The sequence below is a fragment of the Pelomonas sp. SE-A7 genome (assembly GCF_030345705.1).
In the GTDB taxonomy this organism is placed as follows: domain Bacteria; phylum Pseudomonadota; class Gammaproteobacteria; order Burkholderiales; family Burkholderiaceae_C; genus JAUASW01.
The window spans coordinates 2,142,337-2,164,435 of the sequence record NZ_JAUASW010000001.1 but is presented as its reverse complement, the minus strand read 5'-3'; the positions used below and the strand labels follow the sequence as shown (position 1 = coordinate 2,164,435).

The 22,099-nt window shown below is 66.6% G+C and carries 23 protein-coding genes, 1 tRNA gene and 1 other RNA gene; 7 read left to right on the top strand and 18 right to left on the bottom strand.

The features are described from left to right. The first annotated feature begins 171 nt into the window (after positions 1-171). A complete protein-coding gene (locus tag QT382_RS09720; RefSeq protein ID WP_289253830.1) occupies positions 172-789 on the top strand; it encodes a DUF6624 domain-containing protein in 618 nt (205 codons plus the stop codon). Between the two features lie 13 nt (positions 790-802). Here QT382_RS09720 and argJ read toward each other — a convergent pair whose 3' ends face one another. Next, positions 803-2,032, bottom strand: a complete 1,230-nt coding sequence (gene argJ, locus QT382_RS09715; RefSeq protein WP_289253829.1) for a bifunctional glutamate N-acetyltransferase/amino-acid acetyltransferase ArgJ — start codon at positions 2,030-2,032, stop codon at positions 803-805. A 104-nt stretch (positions 2,033-2,136) separates the two neighbouring features. Next, positions 2,137-4,875: a preprotein translocase subunit SecA gene (gene secA, locus QT382_RS09710; protein WP_289253828.1), complete on the bottom strand. Its 2,739-nt coding sequence runs from the start codon at positions 4,873-4,875 to the stop codon at positions 2,137-2,139. A gap of 185 nt (positions 4,876-5,060) precedes the next feature. On the opposite strand from secA, the gene QT382_RS09705 reads away from it, so the two are divergent. Further along, on the top strand, positions 5,061-5,381 hold the full coding sequence (locus tag QT382_RS09705) for a hypothetical protein (RefSeq protein ID WP_289253827.1): 321 nt from the start codon (positions 5,061-5,063) through the stop codon (positions 5,379-5,381). 7 nt (positions 5,382-5,388) lie between these two features. Here the strand turns inward: QT382_RS09705 and QT382_RS09700 are convergent. The 6 genes from QT382_RS09700 to petA form a co-directional block, all read right to left on the bottom strand. Continuing rightward, positions 5,389-5,464, bottom strand: a tRNA-Thr gene (locus QT382_RS09700). Positions 5,465-5,519: 55 nt separating this feature from the next. Continuing rightward, positions 5,520-6,062, bottom strand: coding sequence for a ClpXP protease specificity-enhancing factor (locus QT382_RS09695; protein WP_289253826.1), 543 nt, complete (start codon positions 6,060-6,062; stop codon positions 5,520-5,522). A gap of 16 nt (positions 6,063-6,078) precedes the next feature. Beyond that, on the bottom strand, positions 6,079-6,696 hold the full coding sequence (locus QT382_RS09690; protein ID WP_282828862.1) for a glutathione S-transferase N-terminal domain-containing protein: 618 nt from the start codon (positions 6,694-6,696) through the stop codon (positions 6,079-6,081). Positions 6,697-6,808: 112 nt separating this feature from the next. After that, positions 6,809-7,591, bottom strand: a complete 783-nt coding sequence (locus tag QT382_RS09685; RefSeq protein WP_289254720.1) for a cytochrome c1 — start codon at positions 7,589-7,591, stop codon at positions 6,809-6,811. 31 nt (positions 7,592-7,622) lie between these two features. Then, positions 7,623-9,032 (bottom strand): cytochrome b, encoded by a 1,410-nt coding sequence (locus tag QT382_RS09680; RefSeq protein ID WP_289253825.1) that lies wholly within the window; start codon positions 9,030-9,032, stop codon positions 7,623-7,625. An 18-nt stretch (positions 9,033-9,050) separates the two neighbouring features. After that, entirely contained in the window at positions 9,051-9,647 is a 597-nt protein-coding gene (gene petA, locus QT382_RS09675; protein ID WP_289253824.1) for a ubiquinol-cytochrome c reductase iron-sulfur subunit, read from the bottom strand. Positions 9,648-9,806: 159 nt separating this feature from the next. On the opposite strand from petA, the gene mscL reads away from it, so the two are divergent. Together mscL and QT382_RS09665 are read left to right on the top strand one after the other, a co-directional pair. Further along, positions 9,807-10,247 (top strand): large conductance mechanosensitive channel protein MscL, encoded by a 441-nt coding sequence (gene mscL / locus QT382_RS09670; protein ID WP_289253823.1) that lies wholly within the window; start codon positions 9,807-9,809, stop codon positions 10,245-10,247. A 174-nt stretch (positions 10,248-10,421) separates the two neighbouring features. After that, positions 10,422-12,842 carry a DUF1631 family protein gene (locus QT382_RS09665; RefSeq protein WP_289253822.1) on the top strand — a complete coding sequence of 807 codons (2,421 nt, stop codon included), beginning with the start codon at positions 10,422-10,424 and terminating at the stop codon, positions 12,840-12,842. Positions 12,843-12,852: 10 nt separating this feature from the next. On the opposite strand, the gene pdxA is transcribed toward QT382_RS09665, so the two are convergent. Further along, positions 12,853-13,857, bottom strand: coding sequence for a 4-hydroxythreonine-4-phosphate dehydrogenase PdxA (pdxA, locus tag QT382_RS09660; RefSeq protein WP_289253821.1), 1,005 nt, complete (start codon positions 13,855-13,857; stop codon positions 12,853-12,855). Then, positions 13,854-14,597, bottom strand: a complete 744-nt coding sequence (locus QT382_RS09655) for a Nif3-like dinuclear metal center hexameric protein (RefSeq protein ID WP_289253820.1) — start codon at positions 14,595-14,597, stop codon at positions 13,854-13,856. Before QT382_RS09655 ends, pdxA begins: the two co-directional genes overlap by 4 nt. Positions 14,598-14,615: 18 nt before the next feature. Between QT382_RS09655 and QT382_RS09650 the strand changes: the two genes are divergently transcribed. Further along, a complete protein-coding gene (locus QT382_RS09650; protein ID WP_289253819.1) occupies positions 14,616-15,782 on the top strand; it encodes a S1C family serine protease in 1,167 nt (388 codons plus the stop codon). Between the two features lie 15 nt (positions 15,783-15,797). Here QT382_RS09650 and tatC read toward each other — a convergent pair whose 3' ends face one another. The 8 genes from tatC to QT382_RS09610 all read right to left on the bottom strand — a co-directional run bounded on the left by tatC (position 15,798) and on the right by QT382_RS09610 (position 19,781). Beyond that, the gene (gene tatC / locus QT382_RS09645; RefSeq protein ID WP_289253818.1) at positions 15,798-16,568 is read right to left on the bottom strand and encodes a twin-arginine translocase subunit TatC; all 771 of its coding nucleotides are present in this window, start codon (positions 16,566-16,568) and stop codon (positions 15,798-15,800) included. Next, entirely contained in the window at positions 16,565-17,032 is a 468-nt protein-coding gene (gene tatB / locus QT382_RS09640) for a Sec-independent protein translocase protein TatB (RefSeq protein WP_289253817.1), read from the bottom strand. Before tatB ends, tatC begins: the two co-directional genes overlap by 4 nt. A gap of 18 nt (positions 17,033-17,050) precedes the next feature. Beyond that, positions 17,051-17,281, bottom strand: coding sequence for a Sec-independent protein translocase subunit TatA (gene tatA / locus QT382_RS09635; protein WP_289253816.1), 231 nt, complete (start codon positions 17,279-17,281; stop codon positions 17,051-17,053). A 61-nt stretch (positions 17,282-17,342) separates the two neighbouring features. Next, positions 17,343-17,690 carry a histidine triad nucleotide-binding protein gene (locus tag QT382_RS09630; RefSeq protein ID WP_289253815.1) on the bottom strand — a complete coding sequence of 116 codons (348 nt, stop codon included), beginning with the start codon at positions 17,688-17,690 and terminating at the stop codon, positions 17,343-17,345. A gap of 8 nt (positions 17,691-17,698) precedes the next feature. Beyond that, positions 17,699-18,061, bottom strand: a complete 363-nt coding sequence (locus QT382_RS09625) for a phosphoribosyl-ATP diphosphatase (RefSeq protein WP_289253814.1) — start codon at positions 18,059-18,061, stop codon at positions 17,699-17,701. After that, positions 18,058-18,447, bottom strand: a complete 390-nt coding sequence (gene hisI / locus QT382_RS09620; protein WP_289253813.1) for a phosphoribosyl-AMP cyclohydrolase — start codon at positions 18,445-18,447, stop codon at positions 18,058-18,060. Before hisI ends, QT382_RS09625 begins: the two co-directional genes overlap by 4 nt. A 13-nt stretch (positions 18,448-18,460) precedes the next feature. Next, a complete protein-coding gene (locus tag QT382_RS09615; RefSeq protein WP_289253812.1) occupies positions 18,461-18,910 on the bottom strand; it encodes an NUDIX domain-containing protein in 450 nt (149 codons plus the stop codon). Then, positions 18,903-19,781: an ATP-binding protein gene (locus QT382_RS09610; RefSeq protein ID WP_289253811.1), complete on the bottom strand. Its 879-nt coding sequence runs from the start codon at positions 19,779-19,781 to the stop codon at positions 18,903-18,905. The genes QT382_RS09615 and QT382_RS09610 overlap by 8 nt, the downstream gene beginning before the upstream one ends. Before the next feature lie 44 nt (positions 19,782-19,825). Here QT382_RS09610 and rnpB point away from each other — a divergent pair. Next, an RNA gene (gene rnpB / locus QT382_RS09605) (RNase P RNA component class A) lies at positions 19,826-20,267 on the top strand. A 217-nt stretch (positions 20,268-20,484) separates the two neighbouring features. Further along, positions 20,485-22,071 carry a methyl-accepting chemotaxis protein gene (locus QT382_RS09600; protein ID WP_289253810.1) on the top strand — a complete coding sequence of 529 codons (1,587 nt, stop codon included), beginning with the start codon at positions 20,485-20,487 and terminating at the stop codon, positions 22,069-22,071. Positions 22,072-22,099 lie beyond the last annotated feature (28 nt).

The window sequence follows — 22,099 nt, the reverse complement described above, 5'->3', positions numbered from 1 at the left end:
TTGGTTCGTTTGATGGAAATGAAAGACCCGCTTCGGCGGGCCTTTTTGCTTGCGAAGATTGCTTTAGGAGGCCGGCCCTGCGATGCCAGGGTATTCCCCGCGTCGCTGGTTGGATCTCGCTGGCGAGAATGTGCTCGGACGCAACGTTTGTCAGTTAGCTTTCACAGGGATATGAACAAGAAGCTGCTCATGCTTTTTCTACTGCCGCTGGCGGCCGCCACGCCAAGCCATGCCGCCGAGTGCGATGACTATGCAAAGGAACTGGCGACGATGCGTCAATCTGATCAGGCCGTACGTATGGCTCAGCATCAGACTGGAGACACGACGATGCCGCGACGGACGAAGAATGCGTTCGAAGCGGTGGACAAGGCCAATACAGCTCGCTTGAAGGTGCTGGTCAATCAATGCGGCTGGCCCGCAGCGAGCCGGCACGGAAGGGCTGCAGGCCTGACGGCCTTCATGCTCGTGCAGCATTCGCCCGACCGTGACTTCCAGCGACAGATGCTGGAATTGCTGAAGCAAGCTGTCAAAGCCGGGGAGGCCGAGGGCTTGACGCTGGCCTACCTCACCGACAGGCTGGCCATGGCCGATGGGCGGCCGCAGGTGTATGGAACACAGTTCAAGCAGGAGCTCGTGAACTGCAAACGCGTCCTGGCGCCACTGGATGGCAGCCGTGAGGTCGTGGACGCGCGTCGCCGTGAGATCGGCGAGATGCCCACGCTCGACGAGTACGAAGAGCTGACCAATGCCCGGTTGGTGCTGCCACCGGAGTGCCGCGCCACGAAGTAGCGCGGCAACAGGATCAGGATCGGTAGTCCGCGTTGATCGTCACGTACTCGTGGCTGAGATCGCAGGTCCAGACGGTGGCTGATGCCGGGCCGCGATGCAGGCCCACGCGGATCGTGATCTCGCTCCGCTTCATCACGCGCTGGCCGTCTTCCTCGCGGTAGTCGGGGTGACGGCCGCCGGCGCGGACCACGTGGACGTCGTCGAGGAAGAGCTCGATCAGGGTCTGGTCCAGGTCGGCGATGCCGGCATAGCCCACCGCGGCCAGGATGCGGCCCAGGTTCGGGTCGCTGGCGAAGAAGGCGGTCTTGACCAGGGGCGAGTGGGCAATGGCGTAGGCCGCCAGCTGGCACTCGGCTTCGTCGCGGCCACCTTCGATCTGGATGGTGATGAACTTGGTCGCGCCTTCGCCGTCGCGCACGATGGCCTGGGCCAGTTGCTGCGACACGGCGATCACGGCGTCGCGCAGCATCTGGCCTTCGCTGGACGCCAGCGACTCGATGCGGCCATGCTTGGCCTGGTTGGTGGCGATCAGCAGGAAGCTGTCGTTGGTCGAGGTGTCGCCGTCGATGGTGATGCGGTTGAAAGAGGCATCGGCCGCATCGCGCACCAGGCCTTGCAGCAGGTCGGGGTTGATGTTGGCGTCGGTGGCTACGAAGCCCAGCATGGTCGCCATATTGGGCCGGATCATGCCGGCGCCCTTGCTGACGCCGGTGATGGTGACCGTCTGGCCACCGATGCTGACCTGGCGCGAGGCGGCCTTGGGCAGCGTGTCCGTGGTCATGATGCCGGCAGCGGCCTCGTCCCAGGCATTGGCGCGCAGTGCGGCGATGGCCGCGGGCAGGCCGGCGACGATGCGATCGACCGGCAAGGTCTCCATGATCACGCCGGTGGAGAAGGGCAGGACCTGGCTGGCCTGCAGGCCCATCAGCTCGGCGGCGGCGGCACAGGTCTGGCGGGCGCGGGTCAGGCCGTCGGCGCCGGTGCCGGCGTTGGCATTGCCGGTGTTGATGACGATGGCGCGGATGCTGTGGCTGGCGTCCAGGTGCTCGCGGCAGACCTGCACCGGCGCGGCGCAGAAGCGGTTCTTGGTGAACACGCCGGCCACGGCCGAGCCCTCGGCCAGCTCGATGACGCTCAGGTCGCGCCGGTTGGCCTTGCGCACGCCGGCCATGGTGACGCCCAGGCGGACACCGGGCACAGGATGCAGGGAGGCAGGATCGGGGGCGACAAGATTGACGGGCATGATGGTCGCGCAGGGCGCAGCAGGGACGGGGATGGCGCGAATTGTAGGCAGCAGGAAATGAAAAGGGCTCCTTGAAGGAGCCCTTTCGAAATGCCGGCGGCCGGTCAGGCCAGCTTGCCGTGGCAGGCCTTGAACTTCTTGCCGCTGCCGCAAGGGCAGGGGTCGTTGCGGCCCACGCCGATGAACTGGCTGGCGTCCATCTCCTTGTCTTCGGAGACCGAGCCATCCTCGTTCGGGTGCGTGTAGGTCACGTTGCTGACGTTCTCGGCCTGCTGCTCGATGGCGGCGGCGGCCTGGGCGGCTTCGTCCTGGCTCTGGATGCGCACGTTCATCAGCGTGCGCGTGACTTCCATCTTCACCTGGTCCAGCAGCTGCGAGAACAGCTCGAAGGCCTCGCGCTTGTATTCCTGCTTGGGGTTCTTCTGGGCGTAGCCACGCAGGTGGATGCCCTGGCGCAGGTAGTCCAGCGAAGCCAGGTGCTCGCGCCAGTGGTGGTCGATGCTCTGCAGCAGCACCATGCGCATGAAGGGCGTGAACTGTTCGGCGCCGACCATGTCCAGCTTGACCTGGAAGGCCTCGTCGGCCGCCTTGACCGCCAGCTCGAGGATCTCGTCGTCGGTGATGGAATCGCTCTTCTCGACGGCGGCACGCAGGCCCACGTCCAGCTGCCATTCGTCGTGCAGCACGCGCTCCAGCTGGGGCAGGTCCCACTGCTCTTCCAGGCTCTCGGCCGGCACGAAGGTCCGGACGACGTTTTCCATGGTGCTGGCACGCAGGTTGGCGATCGGCGCCAGCATCGATTCGGCTTCGAGGATGTCGTTGCGCTGCTGGTAGATCACCTTGCGCTGGTCGTTCGACACGTCGTCGTACTCGAGCAGCTGCTTGCGGATGTCGAAGTTGCGGCCCTCGACCTTGCGCTGGGCGCTTTCGATCGAGCGGGTGACGATACCGGCCTCGATGGCCTCGCCCTCGGGCATCTTCAGACGGTCCATGATGGCGCGCACCCGGTCGCCGGCGAAGATGCGCATCAGCGGATCGTCCAGCGACAGGTAGAAGCGCGAGGAGCCCGGGTCGCCCTGGCGGCCCGAACGGCCGCGCAGCTGGTTGTCGATGCGGCGGCTTTCATGGCGCTCGGTGGCGATGATGCGCAGGCCGCCCTCGGCCTTGACCTTCTCGTGCAGGCCCTGCCACTCGTCCTTGAGCTGCTGGATGCGCGCGGCCTTGTCGGCCTCGGGGATGGCCTCGTCGGCCTCGATGAACTGCACCTGCTTCTCGACATTGCCGCCCAGCACGATGTCGGTGCCGCGCCCGGCCATGTTGGTGGCGATGGTGATCACGCCCGGGCGGCCGGCCTGGGCCACGATCTCGGCTTCCTTGGCATGCTGCTTGGCGTTCAGCACCTGGTGCGGCAGCTTGGCCTGGGTCAGCAAGTGCGAGATCAGCTCGGAGTTCTCGATCGAGGTCGTGCCCACCAGCACCGGCTGACCGCGCTCGTGGCAGTCGCGGATGTCGGCGATGACGGCGTCGAACTTTTCCTTGGCGTTCTTGTAGACCAGGTCCAGCTCGTCCTTGCGGATGGTCGGGCGGTTCGGCGGGATCACCACGGTCTCGAGGCCGTAGATCTCCTGGAACTCGTAGGCCTCGGTGTCGGCCGTGCCGGTCATGCCCGACAGCTTGCCGTACATGCGGAAGTAGTTCTGGAAGGTGATCGAGGCCAGGGTCTGGTTCTCGCTCTGGATCTTGACGCCTTCCTTGGCCTCGACGGCCTGATGCAGGCCATCGCTCCAGCGGCGGCCGGTCATCAGGCGGCCGGTGAATTCGTCGACGATCACCACCTCGTCGTTCTGCACCACGTAATGCTGGTCCTTGTGGAACACGTGGTGGGCACGCAGCGAGGCATACAGGTGATGCATCAGCGTGATGTTGGCGGAGTCGTAGAGCGAGGCGCCATCGGCCAGCAGGCCGTGCTGGGACAGCAGCTTCTCGGCGTTCTCGTGGCCGTCTTCGGTCAGGTAGATCTGGTGCGACTTCTCGTCCACCGTGAAGTCGCCCGGCACCTCGACGCCTTCGCCGGTGCGCAGGTCCAGCTCGCCGATCTGCTTCTTCAGCAGCGGGGCGACCTTGTTGATCGCCAGGTAGACGTCGGTCTGGTCTTCGGCCTGGCCGGAGATGATCAGCGGCGTGCGAGCCTCGTCGATCAGGATCGAGTCCACCTCGTCGACGATGGCGTAGGCCAGGCCTCGTTGCACGCGGTCGGCGGTCTCGTAGACCATGTTGTCGCGCAGGTAGTCGAAGCCGTACTCGTTGTTGGTGCCGTAGGTGACGTCGGCGGCGTAGGCGGCCTGCTTCTCCTCGCGCGGCATCTGCGGCAGGTTGATGCCCACCGTCAGCCCGAGGAAGTTGTACAGCTTGGCCATCCACTCGGCGTCGCGGCGGGCCAGGTAGTCGTTGACCGTCACCACGTGGACGCCCTTGCCGGTCAGGGCGTTCAGGTAGACCGGCAGCGTGGCCATCAGCGTCTTGCCTTCGCCGGTGCGCATTTCGGCGACCTTGCCGTTGTTCAGCACCATGCCGCCGATCAGCTGCACGTCGAAGTGGCGCATCTTCAGCGAACGCTTGCTGCCTTCGCGGCAGACGGCAAAGGCCTCGGGCAGGATCTGGTCGACCGTCTCGCCGGCAGCCAGGCGCTGCTTGAATTCCTCGGTCTTGGCCTTCAGCGCGGCATCGTCGAGCTGCTCGAACTGCGGCTCCAGCGCATTGATCTGGGCCACGACGCGACGGTACTGCTTGAGCAGGCGCTCGTTGCGGCTACCGAAGAGGGAGGTGAGAAGCTTGGGCAACATGCGGCGTATCGGGTTCGGACGGGGAGACCCCGGAGGGGCGACAGCTGCCCGACATGGGGGCGGCCGAGGCCAAAACAAGCGCAAAAGCAAGTCGCGCCCGTGGCGGGCGCGACTCGTCAAAAACCCGGGGAGTTTAGCACCGGCCCGGACCCGGCCTTGGTCGCCCGACCTACACTGACGGCCTGATGGCGACGCAACGATTCAATCCCCAGGTGCCCGACCCGCTGCCGCTAGCCCGCGTGCTCGAGCAGCACAGCGGCCTGGCCCGGCTGGGATTCCTGCTGCAGCAGTCGCAGCGACGCATGGAGATCGTCAAGCCGGCCTTGCCGGGGGCGCTGTCGCGCCATGTGAAGGCCGGTCCGGTGGACGAGGAGGGCTGGACCCTGCTGGCCGCCAATGCCGCCGTGGCCGCCAAGCTGCGCCACCTGCAGCCCCGACTGGAAGAGCTGCTGAAAGAACAAGGCCTGCAGCCTTACGCGGTTCGCGTGAAGGTTCTGCAGGCCTGATGCAATCTGGTGCCGGCTATCGGATTCGAACTGATGACCTACCGCTTACAAGGCGGTTGCTCTACCAACTGAGCTAAGCCGGCGTTCCCTGAACGGGAGCGCATTGTAGGCGCAGCGCTGCGCCCTCAATGCGATGTCTTACTTGATGCGCTTGAGTGAAGGACGACCGCCTCCGGCCGGGCCGTTGGGCTCGTCACCGCCGTCGTCGGCGGGTGCTTCCACCTTGGGCTCGGCGGCCTCGGGCTCGGGCGTGGAGGCCAGGCGCAGGCCGCGCAGCGGCGTCACGCCACGGCCGCCGGCGGGCGTCGGAGCCACCGCCTCGGGCGAGGAGGTGGCCGTTGTTTCCACCGTCGGCGCCGGGAAGGCCATGCCCTGGCCGTTCTCGCGGGCGTAGATGGCGACCACATGGTCGACCGGCACGAGGATCTCGCGCGCCACGCCGCCGAAGCGGGCCTTGAACTGGATGAAGTCGTTGCCGAGTTCGAGGCCGGAGGTGGCCTCGAAGCCGACGTTGAGCACGATCTCGTTGTTGCTCACGTACTCCATCGGCACCTGGACCATCCGATCCACATGGACCGCGATATAGGGCGTGAAGCCGTTGTCGGTGCACCAGTCGTGCAAGGCCCGTATCAGGTAGGGCCTTGTCGAGCTGCTTGGGCCTTGGTCGCTGCTGGATTCCATGTGGCTCGGCAGGCGCTTACTTGCGCATCACCTTTTCGGACGGGGTCAGTGCCTCGATGTAGGCGGGACGCGAGAAGATGCGCTCGGCGTACTTCAAGAGTGGCAGGGCGTTCTTGGACATGTCGATGCCGTAGTAGTCCAGGCGCCACAGCAGCGGGGCGATGGCCACGTCGAGCATCGAGAAGTCGTCGCCCAGCATGTACTTGTTCTTCAGGAAGATCGGCGCCAGCTGGGTCAAGCGGTCGCGGATCTGCGAACGGGCCTTTTCCAGTTGCTTGTCCGTTGCCTTCACCGTCGTGCCACGGCCTTCCAGCACGTTCACGTGAGCGAACAGCTCCTTCTCGAAATTGAGCAGGAACAGGCGCACGCGGGCGCGGGCCACCGGGTCGCCGGGCATCAGCTGCGGATGCGGGAAGCGCTCATCGATGTACTCGTTGATGATGTGCGACTCGTACAGGATCAGGTCGCGCTCGACCAGGATCGGCACTTCGTTGTACGGGTTCATCAGCGCGATGTCTTCGGGCTTGGCGAACAAGTCCACGTCGCGGATTTCAAAGTCCATGCCCTTTTCGAACAGCACGAAGCGGCAGCGGTGCGAGTAGGGGCAGGTGGTTCCTGAGTAAAGCACCATCATGGCGGTGGACTCCCGATCAGTCGATCAACAAAAAACAAACGCAGTGGATGGCCGGCAGGCCGGTCCCACTGCGTGACGAGGCTCAGGATCCGAGAAGCCCGAGCCCCAAGGCTTACTTCACGTCCTTCCAGAAGGAAGCATTCAGTCGCCAGGCCAGCACGCTGAAGATGGCCAGGAAGATCAGCACGACCACGCCCAGGCGGAAGCGCTGGGCCTGGGCCGGCTCACCCATCCACTGCAGGTAGGCCACCAGGTCGCCGACGGCGCTGTTGTACTCCTGCTCGGTCATCTTGCCGGGGGTCAGCTGCTCGAAACCCTTGAACACATGCGTGGTCTTGCTGTGGTCATGCGGGTCGGCCACCTCGGCGAACTTGGCGGCGCGCTGGCCCTGCAGTTCCCACAGCACATGCGGCATGGCAACGCTGGGGAAGGCCAGGTTGTTCCAGCCGGTGGCCTTGGTTTCGTCGCGGTAGTAGGTGCGCAGGTAGGTGTACAGATAGTCAGCACCCGATCCCTTGGACCCGTCGGCGCGCGAGCGGGCGATCACGGTCAGGTCCGGCGGCACGGCGCCGAACCATTCCTTGGCCTGCTTCGGGTCCAGCGAGACCTTCATCAGGTCGCCGACCTTGTCCGAGGCGAACATCAGGTTGGACTTGATCTGGACTTCCGTCAGACCCAGGTCGCGCAGCCGGTTGTAGCGCATGAAAGCCGCGGCATGGCAGTTCAGGCAGTAGTTGACGAACAGCTTGGCGCCGTTCTGCAACGAGGCCCGGTCTTCCATCTTGTCGGTCGGGAACTTGTCCCAATCGATGCCGCCGCCCGAGGCGTGGGCGCCCGAGACCAGGCCTGCACCCAGGGTCAGCGAGGTCAGCAGCGTAGCGATGAGCTTTTTAATGGTCATTCTTTGAACTCCGGTGCTGCGGCTGTCAGTGGGCGTGGAAGGTCACGCGGTCCGGCACGGCCTTGGGCGTGCCGAGCTTGCTCCACCAGGGCATCAGCAGGAAGAAGCCGAAATAGAACAGCGTGCCGATCTGCGCGACGATGGTGCCGATGTCGGTCGGCGGCTGGATGCCCAGGTAGCCCAGGATCAGGAAGATCACGACGAACACGGCGTACAGGTAGCTGTGCCAGGTCGGGCGGTAGCGGATCGACTTGACCGGGCTGTGGTCCAGCCAGGGCAGGAAGAACAGGATCACGACCGCGCCGCCCATCACGACCACGCCCCAGAACTTGGCGTCGAAGGTCTTGAGCAGGGCGATGCCGATGATGGCCCCCACCAGCACGGCGATCTTGCCCTTGCCGGCGAAGCTGCCCTTGAGCACGGCCAGCACGGCACCCACGCCGATGATGCCCGACAGCACGTTGACCATCACGTCGGTGGTGGCGCGCAGCATCGAGTAGAACGGCGTGAAGTACCAGACCGGCGCGATGTGCGCAGGCGTCTTCAGCGGGTCGGCCGGGATGAAGTTGTTGTACTCCAGGAAGTAGCCACCCAGCTCAGGCGCGAAGAAGATGATCGAGCAGAACACCAGCAGGAACAGGGTGACGCCGTAGATGTCGTGCACCGTGTAGTACGGGTGGAAGGGGATGCCGTCCAGCGGCTTGCCGTTGGCGTCCTTCGGAGCCTTGGGGCCCTTGATCTCGACGCCGTCCGGGTTGTTGGAACCCACTTCATGCAGCGCAATGATGTGAGCAACCACCAGGCCCAGCAGGATCAGCGGGATCGCGATCACGTGGAAGCTAAAGAAGCGGTTCAGCGTGGCGTCCGACACCACGAAGTCGCCGCGGATCAGCAGGGCCAGGTCCGGGCCGACGAAGGGCACGGCGGCGAACAGGTTCACGATCACCTGGGCGCCCCAGTAGGACATCTGGCCCCAGGGCAGCAGGTAGCCCATGAAGGCCTCGCCCATCAGGCACAGGAAGATCGCGCAGCCGAAGATCCAGACCAGCTCGCGGGGCTTGCGGTACGAGCCGTAAAGCAGGCCGCGGAACATGTGCAGGTACACGACCACGAAGAACGCCGAGGCGCCCGTCGAGTGCATGTAGCGGATCAGCCAGCCCCAGGGCACATCGCGCATGATGTACTCGACCGAGGCGAACGCCAGGGCGGCGTCCGGCTTGTAGTGCATCACCAGGAAGATGCCGGTGACGATCTGGATCACCAGCACCAGCATGGCCAGCGAGCCGAAGATGTACCACCAGTTGAAGTTCTTCGGAGCGTAGTACTCCGACATGTGCTCCTTGTACATCTTGCTGGCCGGAAAGCGGTTGTCCACCCAGGTCAGCAGCTGGGTGGCGATGGACGCGCCAGCGGGAGCTTCTTTGAATTCAGCCATGTTTTACCTCTGTCCTGTTCAGGCCTTCTTGTCTTCACCAATGAGAAGCTTGGTGTCGGACAGGTACATGTGGGGAGGCACCTCGAGGTTGTCGGGTGCCGGCTTGTTCTTGAACACGCGGCCGGCCAGGTCGAAGGTCGAACCGTGGCAGGGGCAGAGGAAGCCGCCGTGCCAGTCGTCCGGCAGCGAGGGCTGCGGGCCGGTGGCGAACTTGTCGCTGGGCGAGCAGCCCAGGTGCGAGCAGATGCCCACGGCGACGAAGATCTCGGGCTTGATCGAGCGCGACCCGTTCTTGGCGTAATCGGGCGTCGGATAGGCCGTGCGCTCCGACTTGGGGTCGGCCAGCTGGGACTCGGTCCCTTCCAGGGCTTTCAGCTGCTCGGGGGTGCGGCGAACGATCCACACCGGCTTGCCACGCCATTCGACGGTCTTCTTCTCGCCGGGCTTGATGTCGCTGATGTCGACTTCGACGGCGGCACCGGCGGCCTTGGCGCGCTCGGACGGCGTGAAGGTACTGACGAAGGGTACGGCGGTGGCAACGCCACCTACGGCGCCGGCGCAACCGGTGGCGATGAGCCAGGTGCGCTTGCCTTGGTCCACTTGCTGGTCACTCATGAGGGTCCTCGAACGAGACTTCTGATCTGGGGCAACCGGGGATTCTAAGGGATGCTGTCAAGCCTCCCGGGGCAAGATGGGGTGCTTCCTCCTGGTTTGGCCCGATTCGCGCCCCGGCACGGCATGCACAATGCCCAAGCTCACATCTTTGGAGGCAGCATGGGCATGATGTCGGAGTTCCGCGAGTTCGCGGTCAAGGGCAATGTGGTCGACCTGGCGGTCGGCGTGATCATCGGCGGCGCCTTCGGCAAGATCGTCGATTCCATGGTCAACCACCTGATCATGCCCCTGGTCGGCCGCGTGGTCGGCGGCCTGGACTTCAGTAACTACTTCGTCATGCTGGCCAGCCCGCCGGCGGACTTCAAGGGCCCGATGACCTTTGACGCCCTGACCAAGGCCGGCGTACCGCTGTTTGCCTATGGCAGCTTCTTGACCGTGCTGCTCAACTTCATCATCCTGGCCTTCATCATTTTCATGATGGTCAAGCAGATCAACCGGCTCAAGCGCGACAGCGCGCCGGCACCCGCACCGGCCGAGCCGCCGGCCACGCCGGAAGACATCCAGCTGCTGCGCGAGATCCGCGATTCGCTGAAGCGCTGATCCACCGGGGCCGCCCCCGGTGGGCGGTAAGCGAAAGTTACGGCACGCGCGAGTGTTAGCTTTTTGGCGACGCGAGCGCTGCCGGATCGGCCGCGCTCCCTGTGAGGCCCGGCGAATCAGGTGATACTCGCAGCGCACGTGGCTTGTGCGCCACATGGCCTTGCCAGACCCCTGATGAATCAGCCCGACCTCAGACTGAATCCCCACCTGGAGGCTGCCCTCCAGCGCATCCGCACCGCTGCCGAACAGGCGGCCGAGCGGGGGGCCGAGGGCATGGGCCTGTCGGCCCTGTCGGCCAGCCAGACCAAGCGCCGCGATGAGCTCTTGGCCGCCCAGTTCCTGTTTCGCAAGCAGCAGGTCGTCTTCGGCCAGCACTTCTATCAAAGCCTGCGCAAGCAGGTCGCCGCCCAGCGCAGCCCCGAGATGGCCGGCGCCCCGGCCGCCCCCAAGAAAAAGGACTGGACCGAGCTGTCGCTGATGGGCGACGAGCAGGTCGAGTCGCTGGTCGCCGCCGACCGCATTGGCATGGCCATAGGCCACCAGAGCGAATGGGAGCTGCGCGAGGTCGATTCCTACATTGCCAGCCTGTCCGGCGGCGAGCGCAATCCGCTGCGGCCCGAGGTCGTGGCCCAGGCCCTGATCGAGGGCGTCAATGCGATTACCGAGGAAGCCGGCGCCCGCCAGGTCCTCACCGATGAGCTGACCCGCGCGCTGTCCCAGGAAATGCGGGCCTGCTATGCCGACATCGCCGAGCTGTTCCGCAGCCGCGGCCTGCGTCCGCAGGACCTGCGGGTGAGGGCGGCGCTGGATCCGCACGGGGCCCGCAGCGGTCAGAGCGAGCATGGCGCGCTGGACGAGGCCGACAGCGGTCACGGCGGGCCGGGTGGCCCGATTTCCGGCCGCGGTGGTTTCGCCGGCGGCTCGCGCGGCGGCGGTGGCTTTGGCAACAGCATGCCGGGCGGACTGGGTGGCTATGGCGGCGGCGGTGGCCGACGCGGTGGTGGTGGTGGTGGCGGCGGATTCGGCACGGTGGACGTGCAGATGATGGACCTGCTGCGCCGCCTGGCCCAGGTACCCAGCGGTCATGGCGGCCTGGGCGGTGGCGACAGCGGCTGGGCCGAGGAATACGGCGATATCGGCAGTGGTGGCGGCGTTGGCGGCGGCGGCCATTGGGGCGGTGGCGCGATGCCGGCCAACCTGATCGTCCAGCACCGCGACGAGCTGCGCCAGGCGGCCTCGGCGCCGCTGGACCACATGGTCATCGACGTGGTCGGCAGTCTGTTCGACCAGATCCTGTCCGATCCCAAGGTGCCGCCGCAGATGGCGCGCCTGATCGCCCGCCTGCAGCTGCCCGTGCTGCGCGTGGCCCTGGGCGACAACAGCTTCTTCTCCTCGCGCAAGCACCCGGTGCGGCGCTTCGTCAACCGCATCGCCTCGCTGGCCTGCGCCTTCGACGATTTCGCCGAAGACCCCGGCAAGTCCTTCCTCAGCCATGTGCGCGACCTGGTGCAGGACGTGGCCAACGGCGATTTCGACCGCATGGACGTCTACGAGTCCAAGCTCGATGCGCTCGAGCAGTTCATCGCCGTGCAGACCTCGGAGGCCCTGAAGGCCCAGAGCGACGCGGCCGCCGTGGTCGAGCGCAAGGAAACCGACCTGCGCCTGCAGCAGCAGTACATGCAGCAGCTGCAGCGCCAGCTGGCTCCCGTGCCCATGCACGACTTCCTGCGCGACTTCCTGGCCCAGGTCTGGAGCCAGGCCATCGTGCTGGCCTCGCGCGACGCGGCACATCCCGACCGTGCGCTGCGTGTGCGGCAACTGGGCCGGCAGCTGGTGATGAGCGTGCAGCCCAAGGCCGGCAGCGAGGCGCGCAAGACCTTCCTGACCGAGCTGCCGGTGCTGATGCGCACCCTGAACGAGGGTCTGGACCTGATCCAGTGGCCCGAGGCCGCTCGCAAGCCCTTCTTCGCCCAGCTGCTGCCGGCCCATGCCGAGTCGCTGAAGGTCCCGGCGCTCAGCGCGCTGGACTACAACCTGCTGGCCAAGCAGCTGGACCAGGTGTTCGGCTGCGCCCCGCCCGAAGAAAAAGACCTGCCGGCCGTGACCGCGCCGGTCGAGGTGCCCGAAGAGCTGGACCTCGGGAGCCGGCTGAGCGCCAACGAGGCCAAGCAACTCGGCCTGGTTGACGAGGCCAAGGTCAACTGGAGCGGCCAGGTCGACATCGAACTCAGTGCCGACGACAAGCCGCTGGAGGCGGTGGACATCAGCATCGAAGGCCTGCCCGCCGCCGAGGAGGCGCCCGATCCTTCGGGCGGCGCCCTGCTGATCGACCATCTGCAGCTGGGCTTCGCCTACAACATGCTGACCGGCGACGAATGGCACAAGGTGCGCCTGGCCCACATCAGTGCCGGCCGCAGCTTCTTCATCTTCACCCACGGCCACAAGCACCAGCAGACGCTGACCATGACGGCCCGAATGCTGAAGCGCCTGTGCGAGGCCGGCCGGCTCAAGGCCTTCGAGAACGCCTACCTGCTGGAGCGTGCCACGGCGCGCGCCCGCGCGCAGCTGGCGGCCCTGGCTCCCGCCAAGGCCTGATCCTTCTTCCTCAGCCCGCCCGGCTCAGCCGGCGGGCCATCTGCAGGGCCGCCCGCAGGCTGGAGGCGTCGGCGATGCCGCGACCGGCAATGTCGAAGGCCGTGCCGTGGTCGGGGCTGGTGCGCACGAAGGGCAGGCCCAGCGTCACGTTGACGCCTTGCTCCACGCCCAGGTATTTCACCGGGATCAGGCCATGGTCGTGGACCATGGCGACCACGGCATCGAACTCGCCGCGGCGGGCTCGCATGAAGACGGTGTCCGGTGCGAACGGCCCGCTGGCCTGCAGTCCGGCGGCCCGGGCCTCGGCGATCGCAGGCGCGATGTGGACGATCTCCTCGTCGCCGAACAGACCGCCTTCGCCGGCATGCGGGTTGAGGCCGGCCACCGCGATGCGCGGGCTCGCGATACCGGCGCTGCGCAGGGCCTGGTCAGCGATGCGAATCGTCTCCAGGACCCGCGGGACGTCTATGGCCTCAATGGCCTGGCGCAGCGACATGTGAATGGTGACCAGGACGGTGCGCAGTTCGTCGTTGGCCAGCATCATTCGCACAGGCGGCGGCGCCTGGCCTGCGGTCGTGGCGAGGGCCTGCAGCATCTCGGTATGGCCGGGATAGGGCAGGCCGGCGGCATGCAGGGCTTCCTTGTGGATGGGGGCGGTGACGATGGCCAGTCCCTGGCCCTGCTGGACAGCGCGCACGGCGGCTTCAATGCAGGCAGCCGCGGCAGCACCGGCACGGGCATCGACCTGGCCTTGCACTGCTGACAACAGGTCGGCGGGCAGGCCCGGTGGCTGCCAGACCGGCAGGCAGTTCGGCGGCGCGGCCTCGTCAGGCGCGTCGAGCCGCGCGACCGGCAACGAGAGGCCGAGTTGTCGCACGGCGCGCCGCATCACCGACAGGTCGCCGACGACACAGACATCCTGTGGGGCTTCCTGGCTGTCCCACAGCCGGGCAATGATCTCGGGCCCGATGCCACAGGCATCGCCCATGGTCAGCAGCAGCTTGGGATGGCTCATGCGGGATTGGGCAGGTCGATGAACTGCTGCTCAAGCCCGAAACGGGCGGCCAGATGCTCGCCCAGGGCCTTGATGCCGTAGCGCTCCGTGGCGTGATGGCCGGCGGCCACGAAGGCCACGCCGGTCTCGGCAGCCAGGTGGGCTTGCGGCTCGGAAATCTCTCCGGTCACGTAGACATCGGCGCCCGCAGCGATGGCCGCCTCGAAATGGCCCTGCGCGCCGCCGGTGCACCAGGCGACGCGTCGCAGCGGCCGCCCGTCACCGGCCGCTACCGTGGGTTCGCGGCCCAGCACCAGTTGCAGTTGCTGCTGCAGGTCGGCCAGCGATTGCTCGGTCAGCGGGCCGACGAAGCCGAGGTCCTGGTCGCCGAAGCGTCCATCGGCCTGCCAGCCGAAGCGAGCTCCCAGCTGGGCGTTGTTGCCGAACTCCGGATGCGCATCCAGCGGCAGGTGGTAGGCGAACAGGTTGATCTCGGCCGCGAGCAGATGCTGCAGGCGCTGCTTCATCCAGCCGGTGACGCGGCCGTCCTGGCCGCGCCAGAACAGGCCGTGGTGGACCAGCAGGGTATCAGCGCCGGCCTCGATGGCGGCATCGATCAGCCTGAGGCTGGCGGTCACGCCGCAGACGATGCGGCGCACCTCGGTGCGGCCCTCGACCTGCAGACCGTTCGGCCCATAATCCTTGAAGCGTCCGACCTCGAGCAGGGAGCCGAGGTATTGGTCGAGTTCGGTGCGTTGCATGGCGGGGGATCTTTTCTGGTGCGCAGACTTTGGCTGATTTTCGCCCAGGCCACGACGGTGGCGCTGGCCCTGCTGTTCGTGGTCGCCACGCTCAAGCCCGAATGGCTGCGCCGGCCCGAGCTGCGTTCGGTGCGTCAGAGCCTCAGTGGCAGCGGGCCCCTGACCCTGACCAGCAATCCGCCGCGTTCAAGCGCTGGCGACGATGCCCGCGGCCTGCGTGGCGCGGCGCGGCGTGCGGCGCCGGCCGTGGTCAGCATCAGCGCCAGCAAGGCGCCGCAGCGCGACCGGCAGGACCCTTGGCAGCGCCTGCATGAGGGCCTGCGCGGCGAGGTCCAGCGGCCGCCGCAGACCGGCCTGGGCTCGGCCGTCATCGTCTCGCCCGAGGGCTATCTGCTGACCAACAACCATGTGATCGAGGGCGCCTCCGACATCGAGGTCCAGCTCAGCGACGGCCGCCATGCCAAGGCCGAGCTGGTGGGCACCGACCCCGAAACCGACCTGGCCGTGCTGCGCATCCCGCTGCGCGAGCTGCCGGTGATCGAGTTCGGCCGGGTCGAGGACCTGGCGGTCGGCGACAGCGTGCTGGCCATAGGCAATCCGTTCAACGTCGGCCAGACCGTGACCTCGGGCATCGTCAGCGCCCTGGGCCGCAAGGAGCTGGGCATCAACACCTTCGAGAACTTCATCCAGACCGATGCAGCGATCAACCCGGGCAATTCGGGCGGCGCCCTGGTCGATGCCGGCGGCGCCCTGGTGGGCATCAACACGGCCATCTATTCGCGTACCGGCGGCAGTCTGGGGATAGGCTTTGCCATCCCGGTCAGCACGGCGCGCCAGGTGATGGAGGCGCTGGTGCGCGACGGCGTGGTGGCGCGCGGCTGGATAGGCGTGCAGACCCGCGAGCTGAACGAGGAAATGATCGAGGCCTTCAAGCTGCCGCTGCGCGAGGGCGTGCTGATCAGCGGTGTGCTGGTCAACGCGCCGGCGGCGGCGGCCGGCATCAAGCCGGGTGATGTAGTGACCCGGGTGGCCGGCACGCCGGTGCGCAGCCCGGGCGAGCTGCTCAATGCGGTGGCGGCGCTGGCGCCCAAGTCGCGGGCCCAGATTTCGCTGCAACGCGGCGACAAGGCGCTGCAGATCGAATTGACCGTGCAGCAACGTCCCAAGCCCAAGGCCCAGGAGTAAGGAAGAGGAGAGGCCTCAGGCCTCCTCGGCCGCCTTGGGCTTGGGCTTGACGAACAGCTTGGTCGCCAGGATGCCCAGCTCGTAGAGCAGGCACATGGGCACGGCCAGGGCCAGCTGCGAGACCACGTCGGGCGGCGTGATGATGGCCGCGACGATGAAGGCCACGACGATGAAATAGCTGCGGAAATTGACCAGCTGTTCCACCGTCACCAGGCCCACCTTGACCAGCAGCACCACGACGATGGGCACCTGGAAGGCCAGGCTGAAGGCGATGTACAGGCCCAGGATGGCCTCCACATAGCTGGCGATATCCGGCGTGGCCGCCACCGAGGTGGGCGTGAAGGCCTGGATGAAGGCGAACATCCGGTCCAGCACGAAGAACTGGACGAAGGCGATGCCGCTGTAGGCCAGCAGGCTGCCGAAGAAGATCAGCGGCAGCGCGAAGCGCTTCTCGTGGCTGTATAGGCCCGGCGCGATGAAGGCCCAGGCCTGGTAGATCAGCCAGGGCAGAGCCAGCAGCACGGCCGCCATCAGCAGCACCTTGAGCGGGATGAAGAAGGGCGAGAACACGCCGATGGCGATCAGCTTGGCGTCCGCCGGCATGTGGGCCTTGATCGGATGGGCCAGGAAGTCGATCAGGCCGCTGGCGCCGGGCCAGACGGCCAGCAGGGCCGTGCAGGCGGCCAGGCCGTAGACCATCTTCAGGATGCGGTCGCGCAGCTCGATCAGGTGGGCGACGAAGGGCTGCTCGGTGCCGGCCAGTTCGTCTTCTTTGTCGGCGGTCATGTGAGCTTGCGGGGGCGGAAGCGGGCCACGCGGGCGGCCCCGGATTGCACATGGCGGCGCACGCCTTCGCGCTGCTTGTACCACTGGGGCGTGGCGCCGCGCTTGAGGCGCCAGTTCTTGCTGGGTCGCTGGTAGTTGGGCGGGGCGGCCAGGGCGCTGTAGTCGCCACCGTCGCCCTCAAGGTTGGACCAGGAGGACTGGAACACCTGGTTGGCGCTGTCCACCTCCTGGCGCACGGTCTGCTCGACCTCGTGCGCCGCGGTCTCCATCTGGGTCTTCATCTTCTTGAGCTCTTCGAGCTCGATGGAGCGATTGACCTCGGCCTTGACGTCAGCGACATAGCGCTGCGCCTTGCCCAGGAGGTGGCCGACGGTGCGGGCCACGCGCGGCAGCTTCTCGGGCCCGATGACGATGAGCGCCACCGCGCCTATCAGCGCCAGCTTGTCGAAACCGAAATCGAGCATTGAGCCGTGCTGCGAGCCTTAGCCCTTGGTCTTGGCTTCGACGTCGACGGTATTGGCGTCGTTCGCCTTGGTCGTCGTGACTTGCTGGGGCGGCGCATCGCTGGAAGCGGCGCCGTCCTTCATGCCGTCCTTGAAGCCCTTGACCGCCGAGCCCAGGTCGGTGCCGACGTTTTTCAGCTTCTTGGTGCCGAAGACCAGCACGACGATCACCAGCACGATCAGCCAGTGCCAGATGCTGAGGGAACCCATAGACGTATCTCCAGAAAAGGATGCGTGATTCTAGTGGCCGACTGTGACAGCTCCCGGCTGGTCACCCTTTCAACCACGGGCGCGGTCCGCCCATCACGTGCATGTGCAGGTGGTAGACCTCCTGGCCGCCGTCCGGGCCGGTGTTGATCACCGTGCGGAAGCCGCCCGTGACGCCCAGCTCGCGCATCAGCTGCGGGCCCAGCAGCATCATCTTGCCGGCCAGGGCGGCATGCTCCGGACCCAGCTCGGCATGGGTGGCAATGTGCAGCTTGGGAATGATCAGCACATGGACCGGCGCCCAGGGGTGGATGTCGTGGAAGGCCAGCAGGTCTTGGTCCTCATAGGCCTTCTTCGCGGGAATCTGACCGGCGACGATCTTGCAGAAGATGCAGTTGGGGTCGTGCGACATGGGGAATCTCAATGCTTGTTGATGCTGCTGCGCTGGGCGAATTCCTGCAGGCCCGAGAGGCCTTCGCGTCGGGCCAGCTCGGCCAGCACGTCGGCCGGCTTCAGGTCGAAGGCCGCCAGGGCCACGATGGAATGGAACCAGAGGTCGGCCACCTCGTAGGTCAGCTTGGCCTTGTCGCCGTCCTTGGCGGCCATCACCAGCTCGGTGGCTTCCTCGCCGACCTTCTTGAGGATGGCGTCCAGCCCCTTGTCAAACAGCTTGGCCACATAGCTGGATGAAGGATCGGCCGCCGCCTTGCGCGCCGCGATGGCCTCGGCCAGGCGTGCCAGCACCTGCTGTTCGTCTTGCTTGCTGCTGATGCTGTCGCTCATTTGTAGATGCTCTCCGGGTCCTTGAGCACCGGTTCGACCGCGTGCCAGGCGCCATTGTCATAGCGCTGGAAGAAGCAGCTGTGGCGGCCGGTGTGGCAGGCAATGCCCGGCTCGTGACCTTGCTGGCTGATCTTCAGCAGCACCACGTCGTTGTCGCAGTCCAGCCGCATCTCGTGCACCTGCTGCTTGTGGCCGGACTCCTCGCCCTTGTGCCAGAGCTTGCGGCGCGAGCGGCTGTAGTACACCGCCTCGCCCAGCTCGGCCGTGCGAGCCAGGGCCTCGCGGTTCATCCAGGCGAACATCAGCACATCGCCGCTGTCCTTCTCCTGGGCGATCACCGGGACCAGGCCGTCGGCGTCCCATTTCACTTGATCCAGCCAATTCATGGCGGCAGTGTAGTCAGCCGACATGGGTGACTCCGCTGTGGTTCCTCTCCGCGGCGAACCATTGCAGCACTGGAATGGTTCCCGGCAGCACCGGCTGCACCTGCACCGGCAGGTCCTGCCAGGCCATGGCCTGCTGCTCGCGCATCTCGAATTCGCCCTGCCAGTCGTAGACCTTGCAGAAATGCAGGCGCACCCGGGCATGGGGATAGTCCATCAGCTCGATCTTCCAGGGATGGGCTTCACCAATCGTGATGCCCAGCTCCTCATGCAGCTCGCGCCGCAGGGCCTGTTCGACTGACTCGCCGGCCTCCAGCTTGCCGCCCGGGAATTCCCAATAGCCGGCATAGACCTTGCCCGCGGGCCGCGAGGTCAGCAGGAAGCGGCCTTCGCGGCCCTCGGCATCGCGTTCGACCAGCACGCCCACGGCCACGTCGACCGGTGTGCGTTCACCGTATTCAGACATGGTCCAGGCCTCCTCGTCCGGCCAGGTCGCGGGCGAACTGATAGGCCACCCGGCCCGAGCGCGAGCCGCGTTCCAGCGCCCAAACCAGGGCAGGCTGGCGCGCCGCGGCGATGGTGGCCTCGTCCAGGCCGAAGAAGCGCAGCCACTGGCCGGCGATCGCCAGGTATTCCTCCTGGCTGAATGGGTAGAAGCTGATCCACAGGCCGAAGCGCTCGGACAGCGAGATCTTCTCCTCCACCGCTTCGCCCGGATGGATCTCGCCATCCTCGGCCCGGTGGTAACCGAGGTTGTCTTTCATCTGCTCGGGCAGCAGGTGGCGGCGGTTGCTGGTGGCATAGATCAGCAGGTTGTCGGTGGCCTCGGCCACCGAGCCGTCCAGGATGGACTTGAGCGCCTTGTAGCCGGGTTCGCCCTCGTCGAAGCTGAGGTCGTCGCAGAACACGATGAAGCGCTCGGGGCGGCCGGCCACGAGGTCGACCAGGTCGGGCAGGTCCACCAGGTCGGCCTTGTCGACCTCGATCAGGCGCAGGCCCTGGCCGGCGAATTCGTTCAGCACCGCCTTGATCAGCGAGCTCTTGCCGGTGCCGCGGGCGCCGGTCAGCAGCACGTTGTTGGCCGGCTTGGCCTCCACAAACTGGGCGGTATTGCGCAGCAGCCGTTGCTTCTGCGGCTCGACCTCGCGAAGCTCGGCCAGGCGGATGCGGGCCACGTGGCGCACCGGCTCCAGCACCGGCCGGCCCTGGCGCTTGCGGTAGCGAAAGGCGCTGGAGGCTTTCCAGTCCGGCTCGGACAGCGCTTGCGGCAACACGCCTTCCAGGCGGCCGAGCAAGGCTTCGGCTCGGGCAATCAGTAATTCGACGGCAGACGACATGCCCGCCAGTGTAGTGATCGCCCCGCAGCGATAATGTTCGCCGTGAAGCAAGCCAGACCGCCGCTGGGGCAAGCGTGGAAACACGGCCCTGGAGGAAGGTCCGGACTGCAAAGAGCGGCGTAGCAGCTAACGGCTGCCCGGCGTAAGCCGAGGATCAGAGCAACAGAGACGAGTTCTGCCGGACACCCGACGGGTGGTCTATGAGGCGCCAGCGCAAGCTGGCGTGGGGTGAGGCGAAAGCCTCGCACCATCGGGCGAAAGCCCGAACCGAATAGCACCTCTGCCGGGCTCTGCCCGGCAGAGGTGAAACGGGCAATCTCTACGCGCAGCAACACCAAGTAGGCCAGCGTTGATGCGGCTCGCAGAGCTGGCGGGTAGGTGGCACCGAGCCGGGCAGTGATGTCCGGCCCAGAGGAATGGCGGTCACGGTCCTGGGGCGCAAGCCCCGGGGCTGCACAGAATCCGGCCTATAGGCTTGCTTCACACTTTTCTTTCTTTCCTTGTTTTCTACTTTCTCCCCCTCTTAGGTTGTGCGATTGGCGCCCATTTGGCGCTGACATGCCACACCAGTTGCGCCGCCAGCGAATAAGGTTCCGGATCAGCGGGTCGCTAGCACGGCCCCTATAAGCCAGCGCGGTGACGCCCGGGCCGCGCCGGTATCGCTTCGGGCAGCGCGCCGTCCGCGGCGCGGGGGAGTGTTGTCATGCTGTTGTCCCTGAATTCACTGCGCGTGAAGGCCAAGCTGATGCTGGGCTTCGTCGCCTTGGCCACCGTCGTGCTGCTGGTCTCCGGGCTGGCGCTGAACTCGCTGGGGAAATCCAACGCGCGGTTTTCGCAATACCTGGAAGGCGTGGGTCTGCGTGAGCGGCTCGCCACTGACATCCGCGGTGCGGCCTCCCGCCGCGCCATCGCCGCACGCAATCTGGTCCTGGTCTCGCAACCGCGCGACCGCGAGGCGGAGCGCCTGGCCGTGACCCAGGCCCATCAGGACATGGGCGAGGCCGTGGCCCGACTACGAGACGTGGTGGCCAAGGCCCGTGATGTGAGCGAGCGCGACCGCCAGCTGCTGGCTGAGATCGAGCAGGTCGAGGCCCGCTATGGCCCGGTGGCCCTGGCCATCGTCGGCACGGCGCTGGACGGCAAGCGCGACGAAGCCGTGCTCAAGATGAACGCCGAATGCCGGCCGCTGCTGGCGGCCCTGCTAAAGGCCACGGGCGACTACATCCGCTACGAACAGGACCAGGCCGGTCAGCGGGTGCAGCAGGCGCTGGCCGACTTCTCCAGCGACCGCCTCACGCTGTTCGGCGTCTGCGCCCTGGCCATCCTGGCGGCGATCGCCATGGGCTGGCTGCTCAGCAATGCCGTGACCCGGCCGCTGCTCAAGGCAGTCAATCTCGCCGAGGCCGTGGCCGGCGGTGACCTCAGTTCCGACATACAGATCGACCGCCGGGACGAACTGGGCCAGCTGCAGGCGGCGCTGCGCAAGATGAATGAAAGCCTGGTAACCATGGTCGGCCAGGTGCGCGATTCGGCCGACGGCATCGCCACGGCCTCACAGCAGATCGCCAGCGGCAACCAGGACCTGTCCAGCCGCACCGAGCAGCAGGCCAGCGCCCTGCAGCAGACCGCGGCCTCGATGCAGCAGATGACCAGCACGGTCCAGCATGCGGCCGAAAGCTCCCGCCAGGCCACGCAGCTCGCCGGCTCGGCCGCCGCCGTGGCCGGGCGTGGCGGCGAGGTCGTGGGCCGCGTGGTCAGCACCATGGGCGAGATCAGCGAGGCCAGCCGGCGCATTGCCGACATCATCGGCGTGATCGACGGCATCGCCTTCCAGACCAATATCCTGGCACTCAATGCTGCGGTCGAGGCGGCGCGGGCCGGCGATCAGGGCCGCGGCTTCGCCGTCGTGGCGGGCGAGGTCCGGGCGCTGGCCCAGCGTTCGGCCCAGGCCGCGCGCGAGATCAAGGTCCTGATCACGGCCAGCGTGGAAAAGGTCGAGGCCGGCAGCCGCCTGGTCGGCGAGGCCGGCAGCACCATGGGCGACATCGTCAGCCAGGTGCAGCGCATGACCGATCTGATGAGCGAGATCAATGCCTCGGCCGACGAGCAGAGCAGTGGCATCGTCCAGGTCAATCAGGCCGTGGCCTCGATCGACCAGGGCACGCAGCGCAACGCCGCCCTGGTCGAGGAAAGCGCTGCCGCGGCCGAGGCGCTGCGCCAGCAGGCGGCGGCCTTGCAGCAGGTGATCGCGCAGTTCAAGACCAGCAGCCGCGGCGCCTGGGGCGCCTGAGCCGGGCGGGGCACGGACAGCGCACGGG

Excerpts from the sequence above, each read along its gene's own strand:
- QT382_RS09720 (WP_289253830.1), top strand. The coding sequence starts at position 172 with ATGAACAAGAAGCTGCTCATGCTTTTTCTACTGCCGCTGGCGGCCGCC.
- argJ (WP_289253829.1), bottom strand. The coding sequence starts at position 2,032 with ATGCCCGTCAATCTTGTCGCCCCCGATCCTGCCTCCCTGCATCCTGTG.
- secA (WP_289253828.1), bottom strand. The coding sequence starts at position 4,875 with ATGTTGCCCAAGCTTCTCACCTCCCTCTTCGGTAGCCGCAACGAGCGC.
- QT382_RS09705 (WP_289253827.1), top strand. The coding sequence starts at position 5,061 with ATGGCGACGCAACGATTCAATCCCCAGGTGCCCGACCCGCTGCCGCTA.
- QT382_RS09695 (WP_289253826.1), bottom strand. The coding sequence starts at position 6,062 with ATGGAATCCAGCAGCGACCAAGGCCCAAGCAGCTCGACAAGGCCCTAC.
- QT382_RS09690 (WP_282828862.1), bottom strand. The coding sequence starts at position 6,696 with ATGATGGTGCTTTACTCAGGAACCACCTGCCCCTACTCGCACCGCTGC.
- QT382_RS09680 (WP_289253825.1), bottom strand. The coding sequence starts at position 9,032 with ATGGCTGAATTCAAAGAAGCTCCCGCTGGCGCGTCCATCGCCACCCAG.
- petA (WP_289253824.1), bottom strand. The coding sequence starts at position 9,647 with ATGAGTGACCAGCAAGTGGACCAAGGCAAGCGCACCTGGCTCATCGCC.
- mscL (WP_289253823.1), top strand. The coding sequence starts at position 9,807 with ATGGGCATGATGTCGGAGTTCCGCGAGTTCGCGGTCAAGGGCAATGTG.
- QT382_RS09665 (WP_289253822.1), top strand. The coding sequence starts at position 10,422 with ATGAATCAGCCCGACCTCAGACTGAATCCCCACCTGGAGGCTGCCCTC.
- pdxA (WP_289253821.1), bottom strand. The coding sequence starts at position 13,857 with ATGAGCCATCCCAAGCTGCTGCTGACCATGGGCGATGCCTGTGGCATC.
- QT382_RS09655 (WP_289253820.1), bottom strand. The coding sequence starts at position 14,597 with ATGCAACGCACCGAACTCGACCAATACCTCGGCTCCCTGCTCGAGGTC.
- tatC (WP_289253818.1), bottom strand. The coding sequence starts at position 16,568 with ATGACCGCCGACAAAGAAGACGAACTGGCCGGCACCGAGCAGCCCTTC.
- tatB (WP_289253817.1), bottom strand. The coding sequence starts at position 17,032 with ATGCTCGATTTCGGTTTCGACAAGCTGGCGCTGATAGGCGCGGTGGCG.
- tatA (WP_289253816.1), bottom strand. The coding sequence starts at position 17,281 with ATGGGTTCCCTCAGCATCTGGCACTGGCTGATCGTGCTGGTGATCGTC.
- QT382_RS09630 (WP_289253815.1), bottom strand. The coding sequence starts at position 17,690 with ATGTCGCACGACCCCAACTGCATCTTCTGCAAGATCGTCGCCGGTCAG.
- QT382_RS09625 (WP_289253814.1), bottom strand. The coding sequence starts at position 18,061 with ATGAGCGACAGCATCAGCAGCAAGCAAGACGAACAGCAGGTGCTGGCA.
- hisI (WP_289253813.1), bottom strand. The coding sequence starts at position 18,447 with ATGAATTGGCTGGATCAAGTGAAATGGGACGCCGACGGCCTGGTCCCG.
- QT382_RS09615 (WP_289253812.1), bottom strand. The coding sequence starts at position 18,910 with ATGTCTGAATACGGTGAACGCACACCGGTCGACGTGGCCGTGGGCGTG.
- QT382_RS09610 (WP_289253811.1), bottom strand. The coding sequence starts at position 19,781 with ATGTCGTCTGCCGTCGAATTACTGATTGCCCGAGCCGAAGCCTTGCTC.
- QT382_RS09600 (WP_289253810.1), top strand. The coding sequence starts at position 20,485 with ATGCTGTTGTCCCTGAATTCACTGCGCGTGAAGGCCAAGCTGATGCTG.